General features: G+C 47.2%; 19 protein-coding genes. 13 read left to right on the forward strand and 6 right to left on the reverse strand.

Going from position 1 to position 26749, the window contains the following annotated elements; all coding sequences use genetic code 11:
- Positions 1 to 68: 68 nt before the first annotated feature.
- Both L5L97_RS04695 and L5L97_RS04700 read right to left on the reverse strand, forming a co-directional pair.
- Complete coding sequence (locus L5L97_RS04695; protein ID WP_259513597.1) at positions 69 to 779, reverse strand: pirin family protein; 711 nt, start codon at positions 777 to 779, stop codon at positions 69 to 71.
- Between the two features lie 12 nt (positions 780 to 791).
- Positions 792 to 1235 carry a DoxX family protein gene (locus L5L97_RS04700; RefSeq protein ID WP_263181290.1) on the reverse strand — a complete coding sequence of 148 codons (444 nt, stop codon included), beginning with the start codon at positions 1233 to 1235 and terminating at the stop codon, positions 792 to 794.
- Positions 1236 to 1418: 183 nt separating this feature from the next.
- Here L5L97_RS04700 and L5L97_RS04705 point away from each other — a divergent pair, with 183 nt between their 5' ends.
- Positions 1419 to 2312: a LysR substrate-binding domain-containing protein gene (locus L5L97_RS04705; protein ID WP_263177096.1), complete on the forward strand. Its 894-nt coding sequence runs from the start codon at positions 1419 to 1421 to the stop codon at positions 2310 to 2312.
- 84 nt (positions 2313 to 2396) lie between these two features.
- Here L5L97_RS04705 and L5L97_RS04710 read toward each other — a convergent pair whose 3' ends face one another.
- Positions 2397 to 4142, reverse strand: a complete 1746-nt coding sequence (locus L5L97_RS04710; RefSeq protein ID WP_263181292.1) for a bifunctional metallophosphatase/5'-nucleotidase — start codon at positions 4140 to 4142, stop codon at positions 2397 to 2399.
- A gap of 144 nt (positions 4143 to 4286) precedes the next feature.
- Entirely contained in the window at positions 4287 to 5378 is a 1092-nt protein-coding gene (locus tag L5L97_RS04715; protein ID WP_028761257.1) for a CNNM domain-containing protein, read from the reverse strand.
- A 151-nt stretch (positions 5379 to 5529) separates the two neighbouring features.
- Here L5L97_RS04715 and L5L97_RS04720 point away from each other — a divergent pair, with 151 nt between their 5' ends.
- The 8 genes from L5L97_RS04720 (at position 5530) to der (ending at position 14498) form a co-directional block, all read left to right on the forward strand.
- Positions 5530 to 6651, forward strand: coding sequence for a bifunctional tRNA (adenosine(37)-C2)-methyltransferase TrmG/ribosomal RNA large subunit methyltransferase RlmN (locus tag L5L97_RS04720; RefSeq protein ID WP_028761256.1), 1122 nt, complete (start codon positions 5530 to 5532; stop codon positions 6649 to 6651).
- A gap of 32 nt (positions 6652 to 6683) precedes the next feature.
- Positions 6684 to 7472, forward strand: coding sequence for a type IV pilus biogenesis/stability protein PilW (gene pilW / locus L5L97_RS04725; RefSeq protein WP_028761255.1), 789 nt, complete (start codon positions 6684 to 6686; stop codon positions 7470 to 7472).
- A complete protein-coding gene (locus tag L5L97_RS04730) occupies positions 7469 to 8533 on the forward strand; it encodes a RodZ domain-containing protein (RefSeq protein WP_263181294.1) in 1065 nt (354 codons plus the stop codon). The genes pilW and L5L97_RS04730 overlap by 4 nt, the downstream gene beginning before the upstream one ends.
- 48 nt (positions 8534 to 8581) lie before the next feature.
- Positions 8582 to 9697, forward strand: a complete 1116-nt coding sequence (ispG, locus tag L5L97_RS04735; RefSeq protein ID WP_105251894.1) for a flavodoxin-dependent (E)-4-hydroxy-3-methylbut-2-enyl-diphosphate synthase — start codon at positions 8582 to 8584, stop codon at positions 9695 to 9697.
- Positions 9698 to 9841: 144 nt separating this feature from the next.
- Positions 9842 to 11119 carry a histidine--tRNA ligase gene (gene hisS, locus L5L97_RS04740; RefSeq protein WP_113939438.1) on the forward strand — a complete coding sequence of 426 codons (1278 nt, stop codon included), beginning with the start codon at positions 9842 to 9844 and terminating at the stop codon, positions 11117 to 11119.
- Positions 11120 to 11132: 13 nt separating this feature from the next.
- Complete coding sequence (locus tag L5L97_RS04745; protein WP_113939439.1) at positions 11133 to 11753, forward strand: tetratricopeptide repeat protein; 621 nt, start codon at positions 11133 to 11135, stop codon at positions 11751 to 11753.
- Positions 11754 to 11764: 11 nt separating this feature from the next.
- On the forward strand, positions 11765 to 12952 hold the full coding sequence (gene bamB, locus L5L97_RS04750; protein ID WP_028761250.1) for an outer membrane protein assembly factor BamB: 1188 nt from the start codon (positions 11765 to 11767) through the stop codon (positions 12950 to 12952).
- Between the two features lie 79 nt (positions 12953 to 13031).
- Entirely contained in the window at positions 13032 to 14498 is a 1467-nt protein-coding gene (gene der / locus L5L97_RS04755) for a ribosome biogenesis GTPase Der (RefSeq protein ID WP_006082478.1), read from the forward strand.
- 94 nt (positions 14499 to 14592) lie between these two features.
- On the opposite strand, the gene xseA is transcribed toward der, so the two are convergent.
- Entirely contained in the window at positions 14593 to 15939 is a 1347-nt protein-coding gene (xseA, locus tag L5L97_RS04760) for an exodeoxyribonuclease VII large subunit (protein WP_219253447.1), read from the reverse strand.
- Positions 15940 to 16059: 120 nt separating this feature from the next.
- Between xseA and guaB the strand changes: the two genes are divergently transcribed.
- The 3 genes from guaB to tadA all read left to right on the forward strand — a co-directional run bounded on the left by guaB (position 16060) and on the right by tadA (position 19902).
- Positions 16060 to 17526: an IMP dehydrogenase gene (gene guaB, locus L5L97_RS04765; protein ID WP_263181311.1), complete on the forward strand. Its 1467-nt coding sequence runs from the start codon at positions 16060 to 16062 to the stop codon at positions 17524 to 17526.
- 118 nt (positions 17527 to 17644) lie between these two features.
- Entirely contained in the window at positions 17645 to 19222 is a 1578-nt protein-coding gene (gene guaA, locus L5L97_RS04770; RefSeq protein ID WP_263181297.1) for a glutamine-hydrolyzing GMP synthase, read from the forward strand.
- A 161-nt stretch (positions 19223 to 19383) separates the two neighbouring features.
- Positions 19384 to 19902, forward strand: a complete 519-nt coding sequence (gene tadA / locus L5L97_RS04775; RefSeq protein WP_263181298.1) for a tRNA adenosine(34) deaminase TadA — start codon at positions 19384 to 19386, stop codon at positions 19900 to 19902.
- Positions 19903 to 20371: 469 nt separating this feature from the next.
- On the opposite strand, the gene mltF is transcribed toward tadA, so the two are convergent.
- Positions 20372 to 21802: a membrane-bound lytic murein transglycosylase MltF gene (mltF, locus tag L5L97_RS04780; protein WP_168824519.1), complete on the reverse strand. Its 1431-nt coding sequence runs from the start codon at positions 21800 to 21802 to the stop codon at positions 20372 to 20374.
- A gap of 279 nt (positions 21803 to 22081) precedes the next feature.
- Here mltF and purL point away from each other — a divergent pair, with 279 nt between their 5' ends.
- Positions 22082 to 25963: a phosphoribosylformylglycinamidine synthase gene (gene purL / locus L5L97_RS04785; protein ID WP_263181312.1), complete on the forward strand. Its 3882-nt coding sequence runs from the start codon at positions 22082 to 22084 to the stop codon at positions 25961 to 25963.
- Positions 25964 to 26749 lie beyond the last annotated feature (786 nt).

Below are 26749 nucleotides of genomic sequence, written 5' to 3' on the forward strand. Positions count from 1 at the left end.
ATGACTTGCTTAATCGTTTGCTCAATCGTTAAGCGGCTGTACTGAGTGGTTCAGTTAAGCCGCTCGTATTACGCATTAGCCGACAAGTCGAATACTAGTGCGGTGACTTGGCCGCTTGTTGCCGTAAAGTCGACACTCGCAAGCTGGGTCAGATGTGCGCCGTCCCCAGTCGTGAGTGTTGTGCCATTGATATCCAGCGTACCTTCAATCAATTGAACATACAGATGACGACTCGCTTGTTCGGCGGTTCTGGCCATCGTCACTTTTTCGCCTTCGCTTAACACTAAACGATATAGGGTCGCATCTTGTTGCACTTTCAGCGTGCCATTTTCACCGTTTGGTGTCACCACAGCCGTCAGCGGTGAGCTCTGCTCGAATGCCTTTTGCTGATAACCCGCATCTATGCCTAAAGTATCTGGGCGGATCCAAATCTGTAAAAAGTGTAGCGGCTCAGTATTAGAAGCATTGAACTCGCTGTGGTAAATGCCTTTACCCGCCGACATCAATTGAAACTCACCTGCGGGTAAGGTTTTGATATTACCGAAACTATCTTTATGGGCGATAGTGCCAGATATCACGTAACTGATGATCTCCATGTCTTTATGGCCATGGGTATCAAAACCTGCGCCGGGCGTTACTCTGTCATCGTTGATGACTCTTAGGGATGAAATCCCCATGTGCTCTGGGTCATAGTAACTAGAGAAAGAGAAGGTATGTTGACTCTTTAGCCAGCCTAAATCTGCTTGACCGCGGTCCTGTGCTTTTCTTAATGTGATCATCTTGCTTCCCCTTTATTTGATGCGGTTAGCGAATAGGTTATCGATAGCGAACTTACCGGCACCTGAAACCGCCAATGACACTGTGGCTGCTAGTAGGGCGAGACCAAATTCGTAACCGTTATTGGCAAGGAACAGACCGTTGCCTATATGTACCGAGAAAATCGCCACAACCATAGTGAATGACAAGACGAGGGCTGTTGGGCGAGTCAGCAGACCTAGCAACAGGAACAGGCCGCCGAAGAATTCACTTGAACCTGCCATCAATGCCATTAAGTAACCTGGTGTCAAACCAATGGATGCCATCCATTGTCCAGTGCCTTCTAAGCCGTAACCGCCAAACCAGCCAAACAGTTTTTGTGAACCATGGGCTATTAAGATGATCCCGATAGGAATGCGCAGTGCCAGTGGGGCAAAACTCGGGGCTGAGTTCAGTGTTTTTGTGATCAGTGCTTTCATGGGATATTCCTCATTTCAAATTATTTAACGAATAGTTAAGTGTATTGTTCACTCAGTCTTAAGTCAGTTTGGCTGTAGTTCCGAAGAACTTCTCCATTGCTAAGCAGTGTAGACTTGACCTTTGGCAAAGAAAATCGGAACATTTTCAATATCTATTTCAAATAATTTGAATATGAGGTTTATATGTTGCCATCTATTAGTCTTGATGGATTAATCGTACTCGATGCCATTGATAAAAAAGGCAGTTTTTCCGCTGCTGCCGAGTCCTTGTTTCGGGTGCCATCGGCACTGACCTACACAGTGCAGAAACTGGAAAGCGATTTAGGCACAAAATTATTTGAACGTAAGGGCCAGCGCGCCGAGCTGACCTTAGTCGGTCAACTTGTGCTGCGCCAAGGCAGAGAAATCCTTGCGGCAACATCAAGGCTCGAAGAGGCAGTGCGTCAACTCGAGACAGGCTGGGAGTCTTCATTGACCTTAGCCATAGATACAGTGGTGCCGGATTTACCCCTGCTGCAGTTGATTGGTGAGTTTACTGAGCTGGGTAAGCAAGTGACTGTGAATATCAGCGAAGAGTCCTTAGGTGGCGGCTGGGATGCGCTCTATTCTGGCCGTGCCGATATCGCCATCGGCGTAACAGGGGAGTTGCCCAAAGGCCAATATCATGTGGTGGAAATTGGGGAGTTGGAGTTTGTATTTGCTTTAAATCCCGCGCACCCATTAGCGCAACACGCTGGCCCAATTCCGACCGAGGCATTGTTGCAATTTCCTTCTATTGTGGTAGCAGATAGTTCGACTGCCCTAGCACAGCGATCAAGTGGTTTATTTGATAGTCGCCAAGTGATCCGTGTGCCGAACATGCAGACCAAAATTAAGGCGCAGCAATTGGGATTAGGTGTGGGTTACATTCCAAGGCACTTAATCTTAGATGCGTTGGCGGCGGGAAGCCTAGTGGCTTGTCATGTGGAAATGCCGCGCCCAACGCAAGCTGTGTTTATGGCATGGCGTAAATATGCTGAAGGCAAGGCGCAGGATTGGTTTACTGCGCGTTTACCGCAATGTGATTGGCAATTTTAAGCTCAGGTTTGTTTAGCGCTTTGTAAGCTGCCACTCATTTTGTTCCTCACAGCATTGATACTTACGCCATGAGGAGCATAGCGCCTAACCTATACGTTGGCTGTGGCTGGTGTAATGTACATGCTGTGACAATAAATCAGACAGATTCGGTGAGCGATTTAAGAATCGAATAAAGGCCTGTGGCAAAGTCAGTGACTCCATCGACTCCTGCCAGCGGGCTTGCAGTAATGGATGATAGCCTTCCTTACCCGCAGCAGTGTAAGAGGTCGATACCCCGACATACAGTGACTCAGGCTCAACCGGATACCATAGTGATTGGCTGTCCTGCTGCATCATCTCCAATCTAAATAAACGCTCGCCCAGTGGACGGCGGCCATCGTAGTAATACCGTAGGCCGTAAGTGTAGGGGAAGCTGCCCGCACCTGTACCACGGACACTGTTGTTGGTTGCCGCGTTAATCGCCGATTCGAGCGCTTGATAGAGAAACTGACCTTGAATTTCATACTTAACTAATGGTAATTCGAAGGGGAGTAATTGCCCCATCACATCGGCTAGTGTCAATTGTCCTTGGGCCACTGACTGGCGCACACCGCCAGCATTATGCAGAGCAAAGTTCACCCTAGGGTCGACCAGTTTGGCTTCTTGGAACATGCTGCGACTCACCCAAGGTGCTATTTCACTGCCGTGGGGTAGGGCTTTAGAGGGTAAGCGGGTATGGACTAAGTTTTTTGGCACCAGTGCTAAGACTTTGTTTTCCATCTCTGCGATAGCGGGTTTATAGATATCTCGGATCACGCCATCGATATCGGCATCGGCATCATCCCAAAAGATATTTGGATGCTGATTAAGCTGCTGGCGCACAGCTTGGTAATCTTGGTTATCGACGGCCGTGTTAGCACTTAAGATAAAGTGTTGATCTAGCATGAAGTAGTTGCCGCCCTTTAAATTCAGCACTTTCCCATCAGCGTCAAACGTTATCTCGGCTAAGCCGACGACTTCGGCATACTTACCCGCATGCACTATGGGCGTGTTATTGATGACTTCACCGTAGGGCAGGTTGCTCAAACCTAAGGCGCGAAAATCCCCCTGTAGCGTATGCGTGTGACCGCCGACGATAAGGCTAATACCATCGACTTCGGCCGCGAGGCGTTTATCCTGATCTAAGCCTAAGTGGCTGAGCACGATAATATGCTTAATACCTTGATTTTTAAGGTGCTCAACCGTGCGCGCGGTAGTGGCGATAGCATCGACAAAATGGGTGTCGGGATCGGGACGAGCGATCTCTTTCATCTGATCTAAGGTAATACCGACAATGGCTAATGTCTTATCGTGGAAGGGCTTAAGAAGGTATTTCGCGTGTTTTTGCTCATGATCATAATCCAAGATATTAGGCAAACCCCGCAGACAACCGGGTTTGTTTAGATCCTCTTGGCTTAAATCCATATTGCCCGCAAGCAATGGGAAATCAATTTGCTTGGCAAACTCGGCAAGTCTGGCGTTACCTTCATCGATATCGTGGTTGCCAATGACCATAGCATCAGGTGCCAACAGATTGAGTAAGTGGGCGTTGGCCTTACCTTTAAAATGGCTGAAATACAGCGTGCCCTGGAAGCTGTCACCACCATGCAGGAAAATAAAAGGCGTATTGGTTTGTGCAGCGGTGTGACGCGCTTTTGTGATGTGATGGCCGATGCGGGCATAACCACCGCTATGGCTGGTCACATCTAGCTTATGTTGGCCTATGTTAAGGCTAAATTGGACGCGGCAGGGTTCAAAATTCGAATGGGTGTCATTAATGTGCGCGAGTGAGAGTGTGTAGCTCTGTGTCATAACTTACCTCTATTACGGCGGGTGAGTATATACCCAAGCAACCTGAAAATGCGAGTTTCAGAGGGTTCTGAGTCATCCGCATTCTAAAAGAATAAAGGGAGCTAGGCTCCCTTTATATTAACAAGCACTAAACTTGGTTAGCCTTCAGCCGGATTTGGCTTCGTCATCATCGGATGCGGCTTCAAAATCACCGTCATCGGATAGGCGAATGCCTTTTTGCTTCATGCGCTTAGTCCAAAGTTTACGTGCCAATTGCTGCATATCGGTCGCGGGGTCGTTTAGATCGACAATCTCTAATCCTAACATAGATTCGATGATATCTTCTTGAGTTACGATACCTTGGCTACTGCCGTACTCGTCGACCACCATCGCAATTTGGGTGTTACGTTTAATCATACGCTCAAAAAGTGGCAGAATTTTTGCGGTTTCAGGCACCACAAATAAACTCCGTTTAAGTTCACCAATCGGTGCTTCTGGCGTGTAACGCTCTGCTAGCAATACATCGGTGCGGGTAATGTAACCAATCACATCATCATGATCTTGGTCGTAAACTGGAATTCGGGTAAAAGGCTTGTCGCGGTATTGGCGCACAAACTCATTTTGGGTGAGATCTATGGGCAAAGAAAACATCACAGTGCGTGGTGTCATGATCGCCGTAACTGGCATATCTCGCACCTTCAGCATTTGCGTCAGAATTTTTGACTCTTGCTCATCAAGCTCACCGGATTCATGGCCAATTTTGGCCATAGCACTCATCTCTTGGCGTATGTAGTGGCCTTCATCACCTTTGCCCATTAGGCGAGTGACTTGCTGTGACATCCAGATCAGCGGTTTAGTGGTACGCTTCATCCACAGCACGGCAACAGAAACACTTGGTGCGAGGCGACGCCAATGGTTTGCACCCAATGATTTAGGAATGATTTCTGAGAAAAACAGGATAATAAAGGTTAATACGCCCGAGAAAACACCTAACATATCGTCACCAAATACTTTAGCCGCTTGCGCACCTGCAACGGCGGCACCGACGGTATGAGCGATAGTATTTAGGGTAAGGATTGACACCAAAGGGGCTTCGACATTCTCTTTCAATCTACGCAAGCGCGCGGCTGCGGCACTGTCAGTTTGTTCGAGTGATGCGATATAACTTGGGGTAACCGATAACAGAACAGCTTCGAACACACTGCACAGAAAAGAAACAGCAACAGCGACAAGCACTATAATGATGAGGGTTAACATATAGGTGGAATTACAACTCCGTATTTTAGGCCAATATTAGCCCTTGGAGATTCTATCATAGGTGAATTGAGTTACTGGCTAAAATTTATTTGCGTCTGTATAATTCGCCGCCCTGTTGCAGGATCCGGTTTTTGGTGTTGAGGTTAGCTATATGAGTGAAAAGAAGATCAATTTATTAGACCTTGATCGTAAGGCGATGCGCGCATTATTTGCGGAAATGGGTGAAAAACCCTTTCGTGCCGATCAGCTCATGAAATGGCTATATCATTTCGGTGTCAGTGACTTCGAAGAGATGACCAACATCAACAAAGTGTTACGTCAAAAGTTGGCGGCCCGCTGCGAGATCGTTGCACCAGAAATTTCGAGTTTCCAAAAATCGACCGATGGTACGATAAAATTTGCAATTAATGTTGGCCAAGGCCAAGAAGTGGAAACGGTTTATATTCCTGAGGATGATCGTGCGACCTTGTGTGTATCTTCACAGGTTGGCTGTGCGCTGGAATGTACTTTCTGCTCGACGGGTCAGCAAGGTTTTAACCGTAACTTAACGGTTTCTGAAATCGTCGGTCAAATCTGGCGCGTGTCGCACTTTTTAGGATTTGCAAAAGACACGGGCGAGCGTCCTATCACTAACGTCGTGATGATGGGCATGGGTGAGCCATTACTCAATTTAGCCAATGTGATCCCTGCGATGGACATCATGCTCGATGATTTTGGTTTTAGTCTATCAAAGCGCCGTGTGACTTTATCAACATCAGGCGTAGTGCCAGCGTTAGATAAACTGGGCGATGCCATCGATGTGGCACTTGCTGTCAGTATTCATGCACCCAATGATGAGTTGCGTGACATTCTGGTGCCGATCAATAAAAAGTATCCGCTGGATGAGTTTTTAGCGGGTATTCGTCGCTATATTGCTAAATCAAATGCTAACCGCGGCCGCGTGACGGTTGAATATGTGATGCTAGATCATATCAACGACAGCACAGACCAAGCCCATGAGTTAGCTAAGTTAATGAAAGATACACCTTGTAAGGTGAATCTGATCCCATTTAATCCGTATCCAGGCTCGCCTTATGGCCGCTCATCTAATTCACGTATCGACCGTTTTTCTAAGGTTCTTATGGAATACGGTTTTACTGTCATTGTACGTAAAACCCGTGGAGATGACATCGATGCCGCTTGCGGTCAGTTAGCTGGCGATATTCGCGACAGAACGAAACGTTTAGCGAAAAAACGCATGCAAGAAAACCAGATTTCAGTCACAATGAATTAACTCTTTGTTTGCACAGATTTATAGGCTTGCCCATGAAGCATGGATTGCCAAGGTTTTCGTTGATTTTAAGCCTGTCGTTATTGATGACAGGATGCGTCACTGAGCGTACTTATACTGGGACAGATATTCCTGTTTCGGAACGAAAGTTAGACAAAGTCGCCGCCGCAAGAGAGCGGATGCAGCTCGGTTTAACCTATTTAAATCGAGGTAGCACGGAACAAGCCAAATACAATCTTGATAAAGCATTAGAATATGCTCCAGAGCTCGAAGATGTGCATACCGCTCTGGCTTATTACTATCAAACCGTGGGCGATTTAGTGCGTACCGAAGAGTCGTACATGAATGCCATTAGTACTAAGGACGCCTCTGGCGATTCCATGAATAATTTCGGGGTGTTTTTGTGCCAACAAAAGCAATACAACAAAGCTGAAAAAATGTTTTTGGCCGCAATTGAAATGCCCAAATATACGCGCACTGCCTCAAGCTATGAGAACTTAGGTCTTTGTAGTCGCGAAGCAGGACAAGCAGAAAAGGCACGACAGTATTTTCAGATGGCGTTAAAGTATGACCCGAGACGCTCGGTGTCATTACTGGAGTTGGCAGAGTTAGAAGTCGATCAAGGTGATTTTATTCAGGCGCGAAACCAATTAGCGCGCTATCACCAAGTGGCTGAGCAAACTCCAGAAAGTTTAGCGCTCGGGATCAAAATAGAGCAGGCAGTGAATGATGATGCCGCTGTGAAGAGATTTGGTATTTTATTGCTTGCCAAATTCCCAGCATCACCTCAGGCCAAGCAATACAGAGTTAATTTGCATCAATGAAAGATCATGAAACCAATGCGCCAGTTGAGTCGGTAGCACCGCAATCAGTCGCGCTAGATGTCACGCTTGGTACTTTATTAAAAGCCGCCCGCGAAAAAATGGGCCTTAGTATTCAAGATGCCGCTGTAAAGCTGCATCTACGTCCTCGTATTATTGAAGATATTGAAGCTGACAATTTTACGAATATAGCCTCATCGACTTATGTACGTGGCTATGTGAAAAACTACGCGCGTATGGTCAGTGCCGATGCGGCTTTGATTGAAGCTTGTCTTGTGCAGCAAGTGCCAGTCGTGACTGAGCCTGCAATGCAAAGTTTTTCACGCAAAACCACATATCAAGCTCGCGATACACGTTTAACTTGGCTGAGTATTTTTATCGTCATAGTGTTACTCGGTTCGTTAGTCGTCTGGTGGATGCAAAAAACGACCTTGCTAAGCACTATTGATGTGTCGCAACCCACGGCTGAAGAGGTCGCAGCAGCGAATCAGACGCTGCCAGGTGATGTGTTATTGACCGAAACGGATGCCAGTCCTCGTTTGACTGAGATTGCCGCAAACGGCTCAATGTCTATCGATGGTCCAATTAAAGATACTGATGCAAGCACTATTGATGTCAGCACAGGACCAACGGACAATAATTATCCTCAGACCGTTGATACGAGTAATGAAGATGGCGGTTCAGCAATCGCAGCCACAACGCCATCGGTTCCGCAAACGACAGCTCCTGTAGTCCAACAGCCTGTTAGTGCAACGCCTTCACCGACCACAACATCAACGACCACTGTCACTGCAGCAAGTACTTTGGTTGCTGTTGCAGGACAATCGATTATAGATGTCCAGTTGACGGGTGATTGCTGGATAAACATTGTTGATGCTAAAGGTAAAGCGTTAGTCGATGGTGTTAAAGGCGCTGGCGCAACAGTGCAAGTGAGCGGTGTGCCACCGTTTAAAGTCATTTTAGGTGCACCCCATGTAGCGACCTTAAGCTTAGATGGTCAAATTGTTAGCCTAGCGGATTTCCCCAAGGGACGAGTCGCGCGTTTAACCTTGCCTAAAGCCTAACGACCGCGTAATGATCTGCAGCACGTACCGAAATAGAGCGTATTAAGCATGTATAATGAAACTCCCATAAAAAGACGTCCTTCCACCCGCATTTATGTGGGTAATGTACCGATTGGTGATGGGGCGCCGATTGCTGTTCAGTCAATGACCAATACTAAGACCACAGATGTTGAAGCGACAATTGCTCAAATTCGTGCCTTAGAGAAAGTCGGTGCCGATATAGTGCGTATCTCTGTACCCACTATGGATGCGGCTGAAGCCTTTAAACTCATTAAGCAAGCGGTCAATGTTCCTTTAGTGGCCGACATTCATTTTGATTATCGCATTGCTTTAAAAGTTGCCGAGTACGGTGTCGATTGTCTTCGAATCAATCCGGGTAATATAGGCAATGAAGAGCGTATTCGTAGCGTGGTGGAATGTGCCCGTGACCATAATATTCCCATCCGTATTGGTGTGAATGGTGGGTCATTAGAAAAAGATCTAATGGACAAGTATAAAGAACCTACTCCTGAAGCCTTACTCGAATCAGCTATGCGCCATGTGGATATTCTGGACAGATTGAACTTTGATCAGTTCAAGGTCAGCGTTAAAGCCTCCGATGTATTTTTAGCGGTCGAATCCTACCGTTTATTAGCAAAACAAATTCGCCAACCCCTGCATTTAGGCATTACCGAAGCTGGTGGCGCGCGCGCGGGTTCAGTGAAATCGGCCGTAGGCTTAGGTATGTTATTGGCCGAAGGCATAGGTGATACCCTACGTATTTCCTTGGCCGCTGATCCGGTCGAAGAAATCAAAGTCGGTTTTGACATTTTAAAGTCGCTGCGTATTCGTAGCCGTGGCATTAATTTCATTGCCTGTCCATCTTGTTCTCGTCAAGAGTTCGATGTGATCAGTACAGTCAATGAGTTAGAGCGTCGCCTCGAAGACGTGACTACCGCCATGGATGTGTCTATTATCGGCTGCGTAGTTAACGGCCCAGGTGAAGCCTTAGTGTCGCACATCGGTTTAACCGGTGGGCACAATAAGAGCGGTTACTATGATGAGGGTGAACGTCAAAAAGAACGTTTTGACAACGACAACATTGTCGATTCCCTCGAAGCTAAAATTCGCGCAAAAGCCAGTCAAATGGCGAACCGTATTCAAATCAAAGACACAACTGAGTAATATGTACCCGCATTTGGGCATAGATTACGCCTAATGATGTTGAGCTAGGCCCCGAAACCGACGGGGTCGTTTTACGTTTTACGCTCAAAAGCCTATAATGCGTGACATTTTTATTAATTTAGCGAAATCGGACGAGTCGATACAGTGGCAAAACAGATCCAAGCGATTCGCGGAATGAATGACATTCTGCCAACTCAAAGTCCTCTATGGCAAAAAGTGGAAGCGGTACTACGTTCGAGCGTCAGTGCTTACGGTTACAGCGAAATCCGCACTCCAATAGTGGAAAATACCGATCTTTTTAAACGCTCTATCGGTGAAGTGACTGATATTGTTGAAAAAGAAATGTATACCTTCGCAGATAATAACGGTGACAGCTTAACGCTACGCCCTGAAGGTACCGCGTCGACAGTGCGTGCAGGTAACGAAAACGGTCTGCTATATAACCAAGAGCAACGTCTTTGGTATATGGGTCCTATGTTCCGCCACGAACGTCCACAAAAAGGCCGTTATCGTCAGTTTAACCAATTTGGCGTTGAAGTGTATGGCATTGGCTCGGCTGATATTGATGCTGAAGTCTTGATGCTATCGGCACGCCTGTGGGAAAAACTCGGTATTAGCGAGCACGTCTCGCTAGAGCTAAATACCTTAGGTGATCCTGCTGAGCGAGCTGTTTATCGTGATGCCTTGATTGCGTTTTTAGAGCAGCATAAAGATGCGCTTGATGAAGACAGTAAGCGTCGCATGTACAGCAATCCGCTGCGAGTATTGGATTCAAAAGATCAAAATGTCCAAGCCATATTGGTTGATGCACCTGAGTTAATGGATTTTCTCGGTGAAGAATCGAAGACACATTTTTCACAATTGCGTGAACTACTTGATGCTGTGGGTATCAAATACACCATTAATCCGCGTCTAGTACGTGGTTTAGATTACTATAATCGCACTGTATTTGAATGGGTTACATCTAGTTTAGGCTCACAAGGTACTGTACTTGCAGGTGGTCGCTACGATGGTTTAGTCGCCCAGTTAGGTGGTAAGGATACTCCAGCGGTCGGTTTTGCTATGGGCTTAGAGCGCATTGTCTTGCTGCTTGAAACCTTAGAGCTGACCAAAGATATTCCGCCAGAAGTGGATGTGTATGTCACGGCCATGGGTGATAGCTGTCTGGTTGAAGCCATCAAGGTCGCGCAGGAATTACGTAACGCACTGCCAAACCTTAAAGTGATGAGTCACTGTGGCGGCGGTAACGTGAAGAAACAAATGAAGCGTGCCGACAAAAGCGGTGCGAGTGTGGCACTACTGATAGGTGAAGATGAACTTGCCGAAGGTATGGTTACGGTTAAACATTTACGCAATGACATCGAACAACAACGGGTAGCTCGAAGTGCCTTAGGCGCATTTTTGGCTGAACTGATCAAATAAAGGGGACGTGCGCGTGGAAATTTATAGCACAGAAGAACAACAAGTTGATGCTATCAAGCAGTTCTGGAAAGATTACGGAAATTCAATTTTAATCGGTGCCGTAGTGGGTTTAGGCGGCCTATATGCGTGGAATTATTATTCTGACGTTAAAGTGGCACAAGCGGAAGAAGCTTCAAAAGCGTTCCAAAATTTGACCACTAAATCTGCCGATGAAGCCGCTATGCTTGCGGGTGTCGCCGAGTTTTCTAAAAATCACGATCAAAAGGGCTATCAAGCCTTGTTAGAATTGATCGTGGCCAAAACTGCGGTAGAAGCGAAGGATTATCCAAAAGCGATTGATGCTTTGAACAAGGTGATTGCGGCTAAACCTGGTGCTGGTTTAGATGTGATTGCGACTTTGCGTGTAGCACGAGTACAAGCAGAGCAAGGTCAAATTGATGCAGCTCTAGCGACCTTAGATCAAGTAACAGATAAAGCTTTCTTTGCTCAGCGCGATGAGTTGAAAGGTGATTTCTTAGTACGTCAAGGTGAAGTTGAGAAGGCAAAAACAGCTTATCAAGCTGCCATGGACAATGGTGGTGTGGTGACAAGCCCTGCGCTTAAAATCAAACTTGATAGCCTAAATCAGGCATAAGGGATCCCTTGATGAAGTCTTGGTGCAAAAACCTGCTAGCCGCTGGATTAAGTCTGGCCATGTTATCCGCCTGTTCGTCGAGCGATGTCGAAGAAGAACCGGTAAGTGAGTTAACTGCCATTCAGGCGACAGTGTTTCCTGAAGTGAGTTGGAGCACCTCTGTCGGCAATGGTGTTGGAGATTATTATTCTCGCCTCGCCCCCGCCGTTAGTTATGGAAAAATTTTTGCCGCCGACCGTTATGGTGAAGTGGTTGCCTTCGATGAGGCCACTGGCGAGCGCGTTTGGACTAAAGATTTCAGCGAAGAGTTTCGTGATAACGCTTTAGCTAAAAATAAAGGTGCGCGTATTGCTGCTGGTGTGACTGCTGCGCGTAATAAAGTCTTTTTAGGTGGTGAAAGTGGGCTGCTTGCTGCATTGAACGCTGAAGATGGTCAAGTGTTATGGCATGTCGTTGCGGGCGGTGAATTACTGTCTGCTCCCACTGTGGCCGATGACGTCGTGGTGGTCAGTACCAGCTCTGGTTCACTCGAAGCATTTAACGTTGATACTGGCGCCAAGCTGTGGGTGTATGAAATGCAATTGCCGAATCTGACCCTGCGCGGTACAGGTTCTGCAGCTTACGAAGCGGGTGGTTTCTTCATAGGTACCGCCGATGGCAAAGTGGCTGTTGTGATTAAAAACAATGGTCAAGCTGCGTGGGAACAGGCTATTTACAATCCAACGGGCGGTAACGAGTTTACGCGTATGGCCGACGTGGATATGACGCCCTTGATCCTTGGCGACAACTTATATGCGGTGAGCTACAACGGTAACTTAGTGTCGATGGAACTGCGCACGGGTCGAGTTGTGTGGACACGTAAGTATTCTAGCTTTAACGAGTTAGCATCAGCGGGCCTAAGCTTGTACTTAGTTGACGATCACAGCCGTATCTACTCAGTTGATAAACGTAACGGTTTGGAACTGTGGAGTAATTCTGAGTTAGCTAACCGCACTCTGACATCTCCTGCTGTGTATAAAGACTATTTAGTTGTGGGTGATTTCGAAGGTTATTTACACTTCATCGATCGCAGTACAGGGACGATTGTCGGTCGTGTCCAAGTGGACAGCTCAGGATTATACAGCCAGCCGTTAGTGGTGGATGATAAAATCTATGTTCAAGGTCGCAGCGGAAAGTTGGCTGTTGTAACACTTCCATAGTTAAAAGTGTTATCCTTGCTGAGCCCCTGGAAGTGTGTTCCGGGGGCTTTTTATTAAAAAGTTTTTTAGAGGCAAAATCATGATCCCTGTAGTGGCCCTTGTTGGTCGGCCGAACGTCGGTAAATCCACCCTATTTAATCGTCTTACGCGCACGCGTGATGCGCTGGTTGCTGACTTTCCTGGCCTAACACGTGACCGTAAATATGGTCGAGCATTCTTATCCGGCTATGAGTTCATTGTGGTCGATACCGGCGGTATCGATGGCACTGAAGAAGGGATCGAGACGAAAATGGCTGAGCAATCCCTTGCTGCCATTGAAGAAGCCGATGTCGTTCTATTTATGACCGATGCGCGCGCGGGTTTAACCGCTGCGGATCTGTCGATTGCCCAGCACTTACGTAGCCGTGAAAAAACCACCTTTGTGGTTGCTAACAAAGTTGACGGTATTGATGCTGATTCTGCTTGTGCCGAGTTTTGGTCTTTAGGTCTAGGTGAAGTTTACCAAATGGCGGCGTCCCAAGGACGCGGCGTGACTAATATGATCGAATACGCGCTGACCCCTTATGCCGAAGCGATGGGCATTGTGCGTCAAGGTGAAGACGAAGTTACTGAAGAGCGTGAATATACTGAAGAAGAAGCCGAAGCTGAGCAAAAGCGTCTGCAAGATTTGCCTATCAAGCTGGCGATCATAGGTAAACCTAACGTCGGTAAGTCAACCCTGACTAACCGTATTCTAGGTGAAGAGCGCGTTGTGGTATTTGATGAACCCGGTACGACCCGTGACAGTATTTACATTCCAATGGAGCGCGAAGGTCGCGAGTACGTGATTATCGATACTGCGGGTGTTCGTCGCCGGAGTAAAGTACATCAAGTCATTGAGAAATTCTCAGTGATCAAGACCTTGAAAGCGGTTGAAGATGCTAACGTGGTTTTGCTTATCATCGATGCCCGTGAAGGTATCGCCGAACAAGATTTAGGTCTGTTAGGTTTCGCACTCAATGCGGGTCGTGCTTTGGTTATTGCCGTCAACAAGTGGGATGGTATCGACCAAGGCATTAAAGATCGCGTGAAGAGTGAGCTTGACCGTCGTCTTGGTTTTATCGACTTTGCCCGTATTCACTTTATTTCGGCGCTGCACGGTACTGGTGTTGGCCATTTATTTGAATCGATTGAAGAAGCTTACGACAGTGCCACACGCCGCGTCAGCACTTCTATGCTGACCCGTATTATGCAAATGTCGCAGGACGATCACCAGCCGCCATTAGTGAATGGCCGTCGTGTGAAGCTTAAATACGCTCACGCCGGTGGTTACAATCCGCCAATCGTGGTTATTCACGGTAACCAAGTGAGTAGACTGCCTGACTCGTATAAGCGTTACATGATGAACTACTTCCGTCGTTCATTGAAAGTCGTAGGTACGCCAATCCAGCTGCGTTTCCAAGAGGGTGATAACCCATTTGAAAACAAGACTGAGAAGTTGACTATGAGCCAAGAGCGCCGCCGCAAGCGCGCACAAAGCCATATTAAAGACAGAAAAACCAAATAGTGTTTTTTACCTGATACATTTGAAACAAAAGGAACCTTAGGGTTCCTTTTGTGTTTTAAGATGATTTTAGCCTTGCTCTTGCTAGTGTTATTCGTTATTCGAGCGGCTTTATCTGAGTGACGGTTGAGATCACTTGTCCATGGCGCAAGCGGGTCTGCAAACTATCACCGATGGCCAGTTTATCGGCAGAGTCGACCACTTGATGGTGGATGTCAGTGGTAATGCTGTAACCACGGCTTAACGTGGCAAGCGGGCTGACGGTTTCGAGTTGATGGGCCGCGTATTTTATCCGCTGTTCACTTTGGCTGAGTTTGTCCTGCAATGCATCCTGTAAGCGGCTCGCAAGATAACTTAAGCGGTTCCCCTCAATGGCGAGTTTATGCTTGGGAGATTGCTGCTCAAGGCGGCTTGCGAGCAACTGCTGACGGCGGCTGAGCAGATGCAAGCGATTCGACAGCGCGGACTCTAGTCGTAATTGCATCTCATCGAATCTTTGTTCGAACTGCTGCAAAGTCCGTTTAGGGTCTTGGCGTTGCAGTCTGTGCTCTAGCAAACTAAGTCGTCTTTCTTGTTTAAGCTGATAATGTTTCGCGCTTTGTTGCAGGCGCGATAAGGCTGTGGCGAGTTTTTGCGCCTTATTATCACTGTCTTGTGATAATAGCTCCGCGCCTGCAGAGGGTGTTGGGGCGCGGATATCAGCAACATAATCACTGATAGTCGTATCAACTTCGTGGCCGACGGCGCTGACAATGGGCAGGGCGCTGTTATAAATCGTGTGGGCGAGGGCTTCGCTGTTAAAACACCACAAATCCTCAAGCGAACCGCCGCCGCGGGTGAGCAGTAATACATCGACTTCTAAACGTTGGTTGGCGATATTGATTGCCTGACAAATACTCTGCGCCGCGGTTTCGCCCTGAACTTGAGTCGGATAGATAATGACTTCGATGGAAGGATCGCGCCTTGCCAATACATGTAACACATCACGGATCGCCGCACCCGTAGGTGACGTAATAACGCCAATGCGTTGAATATTTTTGGGTAGCAATCTTTTGGTGTCGGCGGCGAATAAGCCTTCGGCTGCGAGCTTCATCTTGAGTGCATCGAACTGCTGGGCGAGTAATCCATCCCCAGCGGGCAGCATGGACTCAATTAATAATTGATAGTCGCCTCTGGGTTCATAAACGCTGATCGCGCCTTTGACCAGCACTTGCTGACCATTGATGGGCTTAAAGCTGACCGTCTGGTTACGGCCCTTAAACATGGCGCAACGGATCTGTGAAGAGTGGTCTTTTAAGGTGAGATACCAATGACCTGAGCTGGGGGAGGAAAAGTTGGATATTTCGCCATTAAGCCAAATTTTACCCAGTTGTCCTTCGAGAATTTGTCTGACTTCACCATTGAGCCGCGAGACAGTATAAATGTTGTTTTTGGTGCCTTGCATCGAATAACTCAATAAAATGGGGATATTTACTATTTTCCATTTACCAGTGGCGATATGCAAGGTATAATCCCGCCGCAATATTTCACCTCTAAATCCTACTCAACTGGGGAGATGTTGCATATGCTACGTTTAATTAAAGAAGCGCTTACTTTTGACGATGTGTTGCTTGTTCCTGCGCATTCGACTCTACTCCCAAATACCGCCATTCTAAAAACTCGCCTGACCAATACCATTGAATTGAATATCCCACTAGTGTCTGCCGCTATGGACACAGTCACCGAAGCTCGTCTTGCGATCGCGATGGCGCAGGAAGGTGGTTTAGGCTTTATTCATAAAAACATGAGTATTGAAAAACAAGCCGAAGAAGTTCGTAAAGTAAAAATTTACGAAGCAGGCGTGGTTCAACAACCCGTGACTGTGACCCCATCAACCACCTTAGCTGATCTGAAAGTGTTAACACTGAAGAATGGTTTTGCCGGTTATCCCGTGGTCAATGAAGCCAACGAGCTGGTCGGTATCATTACTGGCCGTGACGTGCGTTTCGTAACGGATTGGAGCAAAACGGTAGAAGAAGTGATGACGCCTAAAGCGCGTTTAGTCACTGTTGCCGAAGGCACTAAATTAGATGAAGTGCAAAAATTGATGCACTCACATCGTATCGAAAAAGTGTTAGTGGTCGATGATAACTATAAATTGAAAGGCCTTATCACAGTTAAAGACTTCGAAAAAGCCGAACGTAAACCGAATGCTTGTAAAGATGAGTTAGGCCGTTTACGTGTTGGTGCCGCCGTAGGTGCGGGCGCTGGTAATGAAGAGCGTGTTGACGCTCTGGTTAAAGCCGGTGTTGACGTTTTACTTATCGATTCTTCCCACGGTCATTCCGAAGGCGTTTTACAACGCATTCGTGAAACTCGCGCTAAACATCCTGATTTGCAAATTATCGGTGGTAACGTTGCCACGGCAGAAGGTGCATTAGCCTTAGTCGAAGCGGGTGTTAACGCAGTTAAAGTGGGTATTGGCCCTGGTTCTATCTGTACGACTCGTATCGTGACAGGCGTGGGCGTACCACAAATTACTGCTGTATCCGATGCCGCTGCAGCCATGAAGAGCCTAGGTATTCCTGTGATTGCCGATGGCGGCATTCGTTTCTCTGGCGATTTAGCCAAAGCATTAGCCGCGGGTGCATCTTGCATTATGGCGGGCTCAATGTTTGCGGGAACTGAGGAAGCACCGGGCGAAACTGAGTTATATCAAGGCCGTGCCTATAAATCCTACCGTGGTATGGGTTCATTGGGCGCTATGTCTCAAGGTTCTTCTGACCGTTATTTCCAATCGGACAATGCTGCCGATAAGTTAGTCCCCGAAGGTGTAGAAGCGCGTGTGCCTTATAAAGGTAAGTTGAAGGAAATCATCCATCAACATATGGGCGGCCTACGTTCTTGTATGGGATTAACGGGCTGCGCCACCATTCTAGAGCTGAATGAAAAAGCCCAATTTGTGAAAGTGACTTCAGCGGGCATGGGCGAGTCCCACGTGCACGATGTGACTATCACTAAAGAAGCGCCGAACTACCGTTCAGGTTCTTAATCGTTTGATAAGAGGGGCGGCGTAAGCCGCCTCTTTGTAAAACGTATGATCCAATACTTAAAGCTGGCAGTCGCTGCTTTGAGCAATGTTAAAACAATAGATGAGATAAAGGTTACCCATGAGCGATATTCATGAGCACAAGATACTGATCCTCGATTTTGGATCCCAGTACACTCAACTGATTGCCCGTCGTATCCGTGAAATCGGCGTTTACTGTGAATTATGGGCTTGGGATGTCACCGAAGCCCAAATCCGCGAATTTGCCCCGAACGGCATTATTCTTGCGGGCGGCCCAGAAAGTGTCACGGCTGAAAACTCGCCGCGTGCGCCTGAATACGTCTTTACCGCATGTGTGCCGGTACTGGGCATTTGTTACGGTATGCAGACTATGTCTGAGCAGCTGGGCGGTAAAGTGATCCAAGGTGTGGGCGAAGGTGAATTCGGCTACGCTCAAATTGAAATGCTGACAGATTCATTGCTATTCAAAGGCATCGAAGATGCGGTTAGCAGTGACGGCAAACCCTTACTCGACGTATGGATGAGCCACGGCGATAAAGTGTCGGCTATTCCTGAAGGGTTTGTGGCGGTCGCTAAAACGGACACTTGCCCATTTGCCGCTATGGCGAACGAAGAAAAGCAATTCTTCGGCGTACAGTTCCACCCAGAAGTGACCCACACTCGCCAAGGTATGCGCATGTTATCGCACTTTGCCTTAGACATTTGTGGCTGTGCAGCCAACTGGAAACCATCCTCTATCATTGAAGATGCGATTGAGCGCTTGAAGAAGCAAATCGGTGATGATGAAGTGATTTTAGGATTATCGGGCGGTGTTGATTCTTCGGTTGTGGCTATGCTGCTACACCGCGCTATCGGCAAAAAACTGACCTGCGTATTCGTTGATAACGGTTTATTACGTTTGAACGAAGCCGAGCAAGTAATGGAAATGTTTGGCGATCATTTCGGCCTGAATATCATCCACGTTGATGCGGAAAACCGTTTCCTCGATGCGATGAAAGGCGAAGCCGATCCAGAAGCTAAGCGTAAGATCATCGGCCGCGTATTCGTGGAAATTTTCGATGAAGAATCGAAAAAATGCGCCAATGCCAAATGGTTAGCGCAAGGCACGATTTATCCAGACGTGATTGAATCTGCCGGCAGTGCCACAGGCAAAGCACATGTGATTAAATCTCACCATAACGTTGGCGGTTTGCCAGCCGATATGGCGCTCGGTTTAGTCGAGCCTCTGCGTGAACTGTTCAAAGATGAAGTGCGTAAAATTGGTCTTGAGTTAGGCCTGCCATACAACATGCTTTATCGTCACCCGTTCCCAGGACCAGGTCTTGGTGTGCGTGTATTAGGTGAAGTGAAAAAAGAATACTGTGACTTGCTGCGCCGCGCTGATGCTATCTTCATCGAAGAACTGCATAAAGCCGATTTATACAATAAAGTCAGTCAAGCCTTTACAGTGTTCTTACCTGTACGCTCAGTCGGCGTGATGGGTGATGGCCGAAAATATGACTGGGTTGTATCACTGCGCGCTGTTGAAACCGTTGATTTTATGACGGCACATTGGGCACATCTGCCCTATGATTTCTTAGGTCGCGTATCAAACCGCATCATTAACGAAGTCGATGGCATTTCCCGTGTGGTTTACGATATTTCTGGCAAGCCGCCAGCGACTATCGAATGGGAATAAGTTAATTATTTGAATTAACGAATAAAAGGCGCCGAGTGCGCCTTTTTTGTTGTTTGATGGATTAACTTAGGTTGAATGACTCAGCCGTGAAATATCTGTGCTTGACTGATATAATCCGGCTTTATTTTTGGGCGAATCGATTGAGGGCATGAGTGGACCAAATGCAGCAAGACGAACAATCTCAGCAAGACGAACATTGGATGCAAGTCGCGATGCTGATGGCAGAAAAAGCCGAGGCCGAGGGCGAAGTGCCCGTGGGTGCGGTATTGGTCAAAGACGGCCAGCAGATTGCGATGGGTTACAATTTATCCATTAGCCAGCACGATCCTAGCGCCCATGCGGAAATTTTATGTTTGCGGGAAGCGGGGCGTTTGGTCGAAAACTATCGTCTTTTAGATGCGACTTTATATGTCACCCTCGAGCCTTGCGCTATGTGTGCGGGCGCTATGGTGCATAGCAGAATTGCTCGTGTGGTATTTGGTGCACGGGATGAGAAAACGGGTGCAGCGGGTACTGTGCTGAATTTGCTGCAACATCCAGCGTTTAATCACCAAGTTGAAGTCACATCTGGGGTGCTGGCCGATGCTTGTAGCGCGCAATTGAGTCGTTTTTTTAAACGTCGCAGGGAAGAGAAAAAAGCCCTGAAACAGGCTCAAAAGGCGCAGCAAGCTATTGGGTAAGTGTCGATTAACGTGACAGGATTAATCCTGAGACTGAATAAAAGTAAAGAAGAGTTTTTGACGATTTAAAATACGGCGATGACGAATTTTTAGCAAAGTACGACGACGCGCAACGGTATTGTTGATGGTTTTTCTTCTCATATTGACCCCATTAATTGTTATTATCGATGCCCTACAGAGATTTATCTTAGGTCATACCCCAAGACAGTAGCAGTTGCACAGGAGTGCAGCAATAGCACTGGTCAGATAAGCTGAACTAAGCGATGTTTTTCATCGCAAATTTGAGTTAGGTTGGCAAACCTTAATTCGGTTCTCCTGTTGTTTGATATCGCACCTTGTTGAAGACATCTATGTACATCTTGAGTTTTTATGTTGATGTTCTTGTTACGTAAAACTCTGTACTTGATATATAAGAAGTGAGTTGTTGGATTGTCGTTTGGCCCATGCACCTGAGCGCTAACGAGTTAAGCTATTTAGGTTGATCAGGGCTTAACGTTCCCGCAGGAAGTACGGGTTCTTCCGCAGTAAGGTCGCTCGAGTCATCATCGGGGTCGGGTTGTTTCGACTGATTATCCACCCAGACTAGCGTGTCATAGTAGCGACGGATGCTGTCGACGTAATGAACGGCTTCACTGCCTCGGGCGTAACCATAACGTGTTTTTTGATAATATTTACGCTTTTGCAGTAGCGGTAGTACCTTTTTTAAATCTCGCCAAGCATTGGGATTTAACTCCATCGATTCCGCAAGCTTACGTGCATCTTCAATATGGGCATATCCTATGTTGTAAGAGGCCAGCGCAAACCACATGCGTTGACTCTCGGGGATCGATTCTGGCAGGCGATTGATCATATCGTTCAAATACGCCGCGCCGCCGCGAATACTTTCTTCGGCATCGAGTCGGTTGGTGATCCCAATCTCTTTGGCGGTTGGCTGAGTCAACATCATCATGCCACGCACTCCTGTGGCCGAGCGGGCATTAGGATTCCAATGTGACTCTTGATAGCTGGTTGCTGCCAGTTTACGCCAATCTAAATTGCCTGCATGGGTTTCAAATAATTGTCGATAACGCGGCAATACTGTCTCAATGGCACGGATAAATGCGCGAGTATCGATATAATCGAAGCGTTTTACATGACCAAAGTATTTCTCGTTGAGGTGATCCAGCGTGCCGGCAAGCTTCTCTTGGTGCCAAAAGGCCAGCAATTTACTCATAAGTTCATCACTGTGAGTGGGAGGTAATAGCCAGATCACATCGAGTTTTTCTTCTAGCACAGGACCTGAGCGTAAGTCGGGCAGGTAGCGACGGTTGATCTGTACGCTGCTGGAGTCGGCGATAGTGTAGTCAATTTCTTTGTTGGCAATCATGGCCAGCAATTCTTCACTGTCTTTGTCGGTAATTTGATCCCACACCAGCGTTGGATAATGCTTTTGCAACTGGGTCAAGGTCTCGACGAAGGAAGAGTCGGCGATAACGGTGATCTTGCCTTTTAAGTCGCTGATGTCTTTTGGGGTTGGCATGCCTTCGCGATACACCAACACTTGATTCACTCGGTATAGCGGTGGACCTAAGCGGAACTGTTCTCGCCTTGTGGGCGTTTCTGTCATGCCTGCAGCAATAATATCGATTTCATTCTTTTTGAGGGCTTCGTACAGCTCGATACGGTTTGTGTAGGGCACCATTTTTAAGGGCACATTTAAGTATTCGGCAAACAATACCGCCATATCGTAATCGAAACCGCTATCACCTTGGCCGGAGGTCATATAAATCTGTGGGCCGTAAAGTGTACCTACTCTTAGCTCAGTTAATTTTTTCGGCACAAATTCTGTTTCGTCCACGGTCACCTGCTGACAGGCAGTCAGTAGGAAACCTAAGATAAGAGCGAACAGAAATCGAGTCATTAAATGTACTTATAGTAAATAAAATCAATATTATAGATAGCGAGTTAACAGTGGGGCATTAGTGGTGAACTGGCTGACATTGGTGGGATTATATCCGTTTGTCTGCGATTTCGAAAAAAAATCATTCTGGGGGAAAGTACAGCCGGCACAATACAGGGCTTTTTATATCACAGGAAACACTGTTTTGCGTAAGGTCGCAGGTGATTTGTGACAGACATTTCCTTATAATAGCGCCACCTCTGACCCCTGCAATAATAAATAATAAGGTGAATAGACGTGATGGAGATCATCCGCGGAGCCCCTGCACTCTCGACGTTTAGGGTGCAAAAGCTGATGGAGGCCTGCGAAAACGCTGCGCTTCCGGTACGCCAAATCTATGCTGAGTATGTCCATTTAGCGGATTTGAGCGAGTTGCTCGACACAAATGAACGCCAGCAACTTGAAAAAATTCTCACCTATGGACCTGCGATAGAAGCTCATATCCCCCAAGGTTCACTCCTGTTTGTCACTCCTCGCCCCGGTACTATTTCTCCTTGGTCTTCAAAAGCCACTGACATCGCGCACAATTGTGGCCTTGGTAAAGTGAAGCGTTTGGAGCGAGGCGTTGCGTATTATGTCGAGTCAGATGCACTGACAGCGCCTCAGCAACAAGCTTTAAATGCGTTGCTGCACGATCGCATGGTTGAAATTATCCTCGATGATTTTACCAAAGCCGATGTGCTGTTCAAACGCACTGAGCCTGCGCCGTTTAAGAGCGTCAATATTCTTGGGGAAGGTCGCCGCGCACTTGAAGTGGCTAACACTACATTGGGCCTTGCCTTAGCCGAAGATGAAATCGACTATTTAGTCGAGAACTTCGTCCGTTTAGGTCGTAATCCTCACGATATCGAATTGATGATGTTTGCTCAGGCGAACTCTGAGCATTGTCGTCATAAGATTTTTAACGCAGATTGGACCATTGACGGTGAAGTTCAGCCTAAGTCACTGTTCAAGATGATCAAGAACACCTTTGAAACCACGCCTGATCACGTGTTATCTGCCTACAAAGATAACGCTGCTGTGATGGAAGGTTCGGTTGCGGGTCGTTTCTTCCCCGATCCTGATGGGGTATACAACTACCACACTGAACCAATGCACATCCTGATGAAAGTGGAAACTCACAACCATCCAACCGCCATCAGCCCATATCCTGGCGCTGCAACCGGTTCGGGTGGTGAAATTCGTGATGAAGGCGCGACGGGTCGTGGTTCTAAACCTAAAGCGGGTTTAACAGGCTTTAGCGTATCCAATTTAAAAATCCCAGGTTTTGTTCAACCATGGGAAGGTAACTATGGCAAGCCAGAACGTATCGTGAGCGCGCTGGACATCATGACCGAAGGTCCTCTCGGCGGTGCGGCATTTAACAACGAGTTTGGTCGTCCGGCACTGGTCGGTTATTTCCGTACCTATGAGCAGGAAGTCAGCAGCCACAACGGCGTTGAAGTCCGTGGTTACCACAAGCCTATTATGCTAGCCGGTGGTTTAGGTAACATTCGTGAAGAACACGTACAAAAGGGCGAAATTACTGTTGGCGCTAAGCTGATTGTGCTCGGTGGCCCTGCGATGAACATAGGTCTGGGCGGCGGCGCCGCTTCGTCTATGGCATCGGGTCAATCGAGTGAAGACTTAGATTTTGCTTCTGTGCAACGTGAAAACCCAGAAATGGAACGTCGTTGTCAGGAAGTGATTGACCGCTGTTGGCAGCTTGGCGATAAAAACCCGATCCAATTTATCCACGATGTGGGCGCGGGCGGTTTGTCGAACGCTTTCCCTGAACTCGTGAATGACGGCGAGCGTGGCGGTTTATTCAATCTGCGTAACGTGCCTTCGGATGAGCCTGGCATGAGCCCGCTGGAAATCTGGTGTAACGAATCACAAGAGCGTTATGTGATGTCAGTTGCCCCTGAAAACCTCGCACTATTTACTGCCATCTGTGAGCGTGAGCGCGCGCCTTTTGCGGTTGTGGGTGAAGCGACGGCAGAGAAACATTTAACGCTTAGCGACAGCCATTTCGACAATAATCCTATCGATTTACCGCTCGAAGTCTTATTAGGCAAAGCGCCTAAGATGAGCCGCGATGTGGTATCGGCCAAAGCCGTATCGCCAGCGCTCGAACAAAACAAGATTGATGTTAAAGAAGCGGTTAAACGCGTACTGAGCTTGCCGACGGTCGCGGATAAAACCTTCCTTATCACCATTGGCGACCGCACAGTTACAGGTTTAGTGAACCGTGACCAAATGGTGGGTCCATGGCAAGTGCCAGTAGCCGATTGCGCTGTCACTGCGGCAAGCTTTGATACTTACGCCGGTGAAGCTATGTCACTGGGCGAGCGTACACCGCTGGCGCTGCTGGACTTTGGCGCCTCTGCCCGTATGGCTGTGGCTGAATCAATCATGAATATCGCCGGTGCCGATATCGGTTCATTTAAGCGTATTAAGCTTTCTGCCAACTGGATGTCTGCCGCGGGTCACCCTGGTGAAGATGCGGGTCTTTATGAAGCGGTGAAAGCCGTAGGTGAAGAACTGTGTCCAGAGCTGAGCCTGACCATTCCGGTCGGTAAAGACTCTATGTCGATGAAGACCGCATGGCAACAAGATGGCGCGGATAAAACCGTGACGTCGCCTATGTCATTGGTCATTACCGCCTTTGGTGTGGTGCAAGATATTCGCAATACAGTGACGCCAGAGCTACGTACCGATAAAGGCGAAACGTCTTTACTGTTAGTGGATTTAGGTGCGGGGAAAAATCGTTTAGGCGGTTCTTGTTTAGCCCAAGTGTTTGGTGAGCTGGGTGATATTGCGCCGGATCTTGATGATGCTGCACTGCTGCGTGGTTTCTTCGAAACCATGCAAAATCTAGTCGCTAAAAAATCGGTTATCGCTTACCACGACCGTAGCGATGGTGGTTTATTCACTACCTTAGTGGAAATGGCTTTTGCTGGTAATACAGGTTTAGACATAGATGTAGAAGACTTGCAGGGCACTGATTTAGAACGACTCTTTAATGAAGAGCTCGGCGCTGTGCTGCAAGTGAGCCGTGACAATGCTGCGAAAATTGCCGCTCAGTTCGCTATCGCTGGCGTGCCTTGCCATGTGATCGGAACTCTAGCCGACGATCAACGCATCACCATTAAAGATGGCGCGCGTGAAATCTTCAGTGATACCCGTGTAGCGCTGCGTACTGTGTGGTCAGAAACCACGTATCGTATGCAAGCTCTGCGTGATAACCCAGCCTGCGCGCTTGAAGAGTTCAAACTTAAGCAAGACGAAACCGATTTAGGCTTAACCGTTAACTTAAGTTTTGATCCAAGCACTGATGTTGCCGCACCTTATATCCTTAAGGGCGCTGCGCCTAAGATGGCGATTTTGCGTGAGCAGGGCGTTAACTCCCACGTAGAAATGGCCGCTGCTTTTGACCGTGCTGGATTTGAAAGCCGCGACGTACACATGTCGGACATTTTATCTGGCCGTATCAGCCTAGAGGAGTTCCAAGGTCTTGTGGCCTGTGGTGGCTTCTCTTATGGTGACGTATTAGGTGCAGGTGAAGGTTGGGCTAAGTCGATTCTGTTTAATGAGCGAGCTCGCGATGAGTTTTCTCGTTTCTTTGAACGTGACTCAAGCTTTGCCCTTGGCGTGTGTAATGGCTGTCAAATGCTGTCAAACCTGAAAGAAATCATTCCAGGAAGCGAGCATTGGCCACGTTTTGTGCGTAACCGCTCAGAGCGTTTTGAAGCGCGTTTCAGCTTAGTTGAAGTGCAACAGAGCCCGTCGTTATTCTTCCAAGGTATGGCAGGTTCACGTATGCCCATTGCTGTATCCCACGGTGAAGGTTTGGCTGAGTTTGCTAGCCCTGAAGCGCTGGCGATTGCCGAAGCGTCAGGCACGATTGCGCTGCGTTTTGTCAATGGTAAAGGTGATATCGCGACTCAGTATCCACAAAACCCGAACGGCTCGCCAAATGGCTTGACTGGGATTTGTACCACAGATGGCCGCGTAACCTTGATGATGCCGCACCCCGAACGTGTGTTCAGAACAGTGGCTAACTCTTGGCATCCAGATGCTTGGGGTGAAGATAGCCCTTGGATGCGTATGTTCCGTAATGCACGAGTGACCTTAGGTTAAGCGTTTAAAGTCAACGGCTTTTGCCTTTGTTGAGGGGTAAAAGCAGGTTAATGAAAGCGTAAAAAAGGAGCGATAATTTCGCTCCTTTTTTTATATATAAAATGCATTTTATGGAAGTGATTGTATTTCAAATTATTAACGCTTATTGCAAATAATCTAATGGACTAAAGTGGCAAAATAGCCACTTTAATCGGTAAATACCTATTAATAGGTATGTTGCGCATTTGATACGGGGCGTGGTGTTTTATGGGGTTCTGGAGTTGTTGGGGGATGCTAGGGTCTTAATATAGAAAAAGCCCCCAATCTCAGGGAGATGGGGGCCGTTTTGCGCTAACAAAACTTCACATAAATACAATCAATTTCACGAGTAATTCTGGGGATTATTTCAGCTCATTAGCTGTATAAAGTTCAACAAAAACACGCTTGTAGCTGTTAACCAGACGTTCAAATAATTTAGTCATATCGATATCTCCACACCAAAAGTTAGTACCTATGTGCGCGAAGTTGGTCTTGGCTGGGCTACGACACCAGTTCTACCAAATTGTCTCCTTAACACAGGACATATATTAAACAACTTAGGTTAGCTTCTCAAACGAGAAAAAATACAAATATTCATTATTAAAACTAATGCATTTTAGAGTGTGTTATTGTGATTTTTATATTTATATGTATTTATATTTGATTTTAAAGGTTTTAAATTATGGAACACTTAAATTTGTGACAATATTTTTTAGTTAATTTGTTGCAACATTATTTATTTGTTGGTTTTTTGATGATTAGAGCTTA

The organism is Shewanella sp. SM71 (genome assembly GCF_025653905.1).
Taxonomy (GTDB): domain Bacteria; phylum Pseudomonadota; class Gammaproteobacteria; order Enterobacterales; family Shewanellaceae; genus Shewanella; species Shewanella oncorhynchi.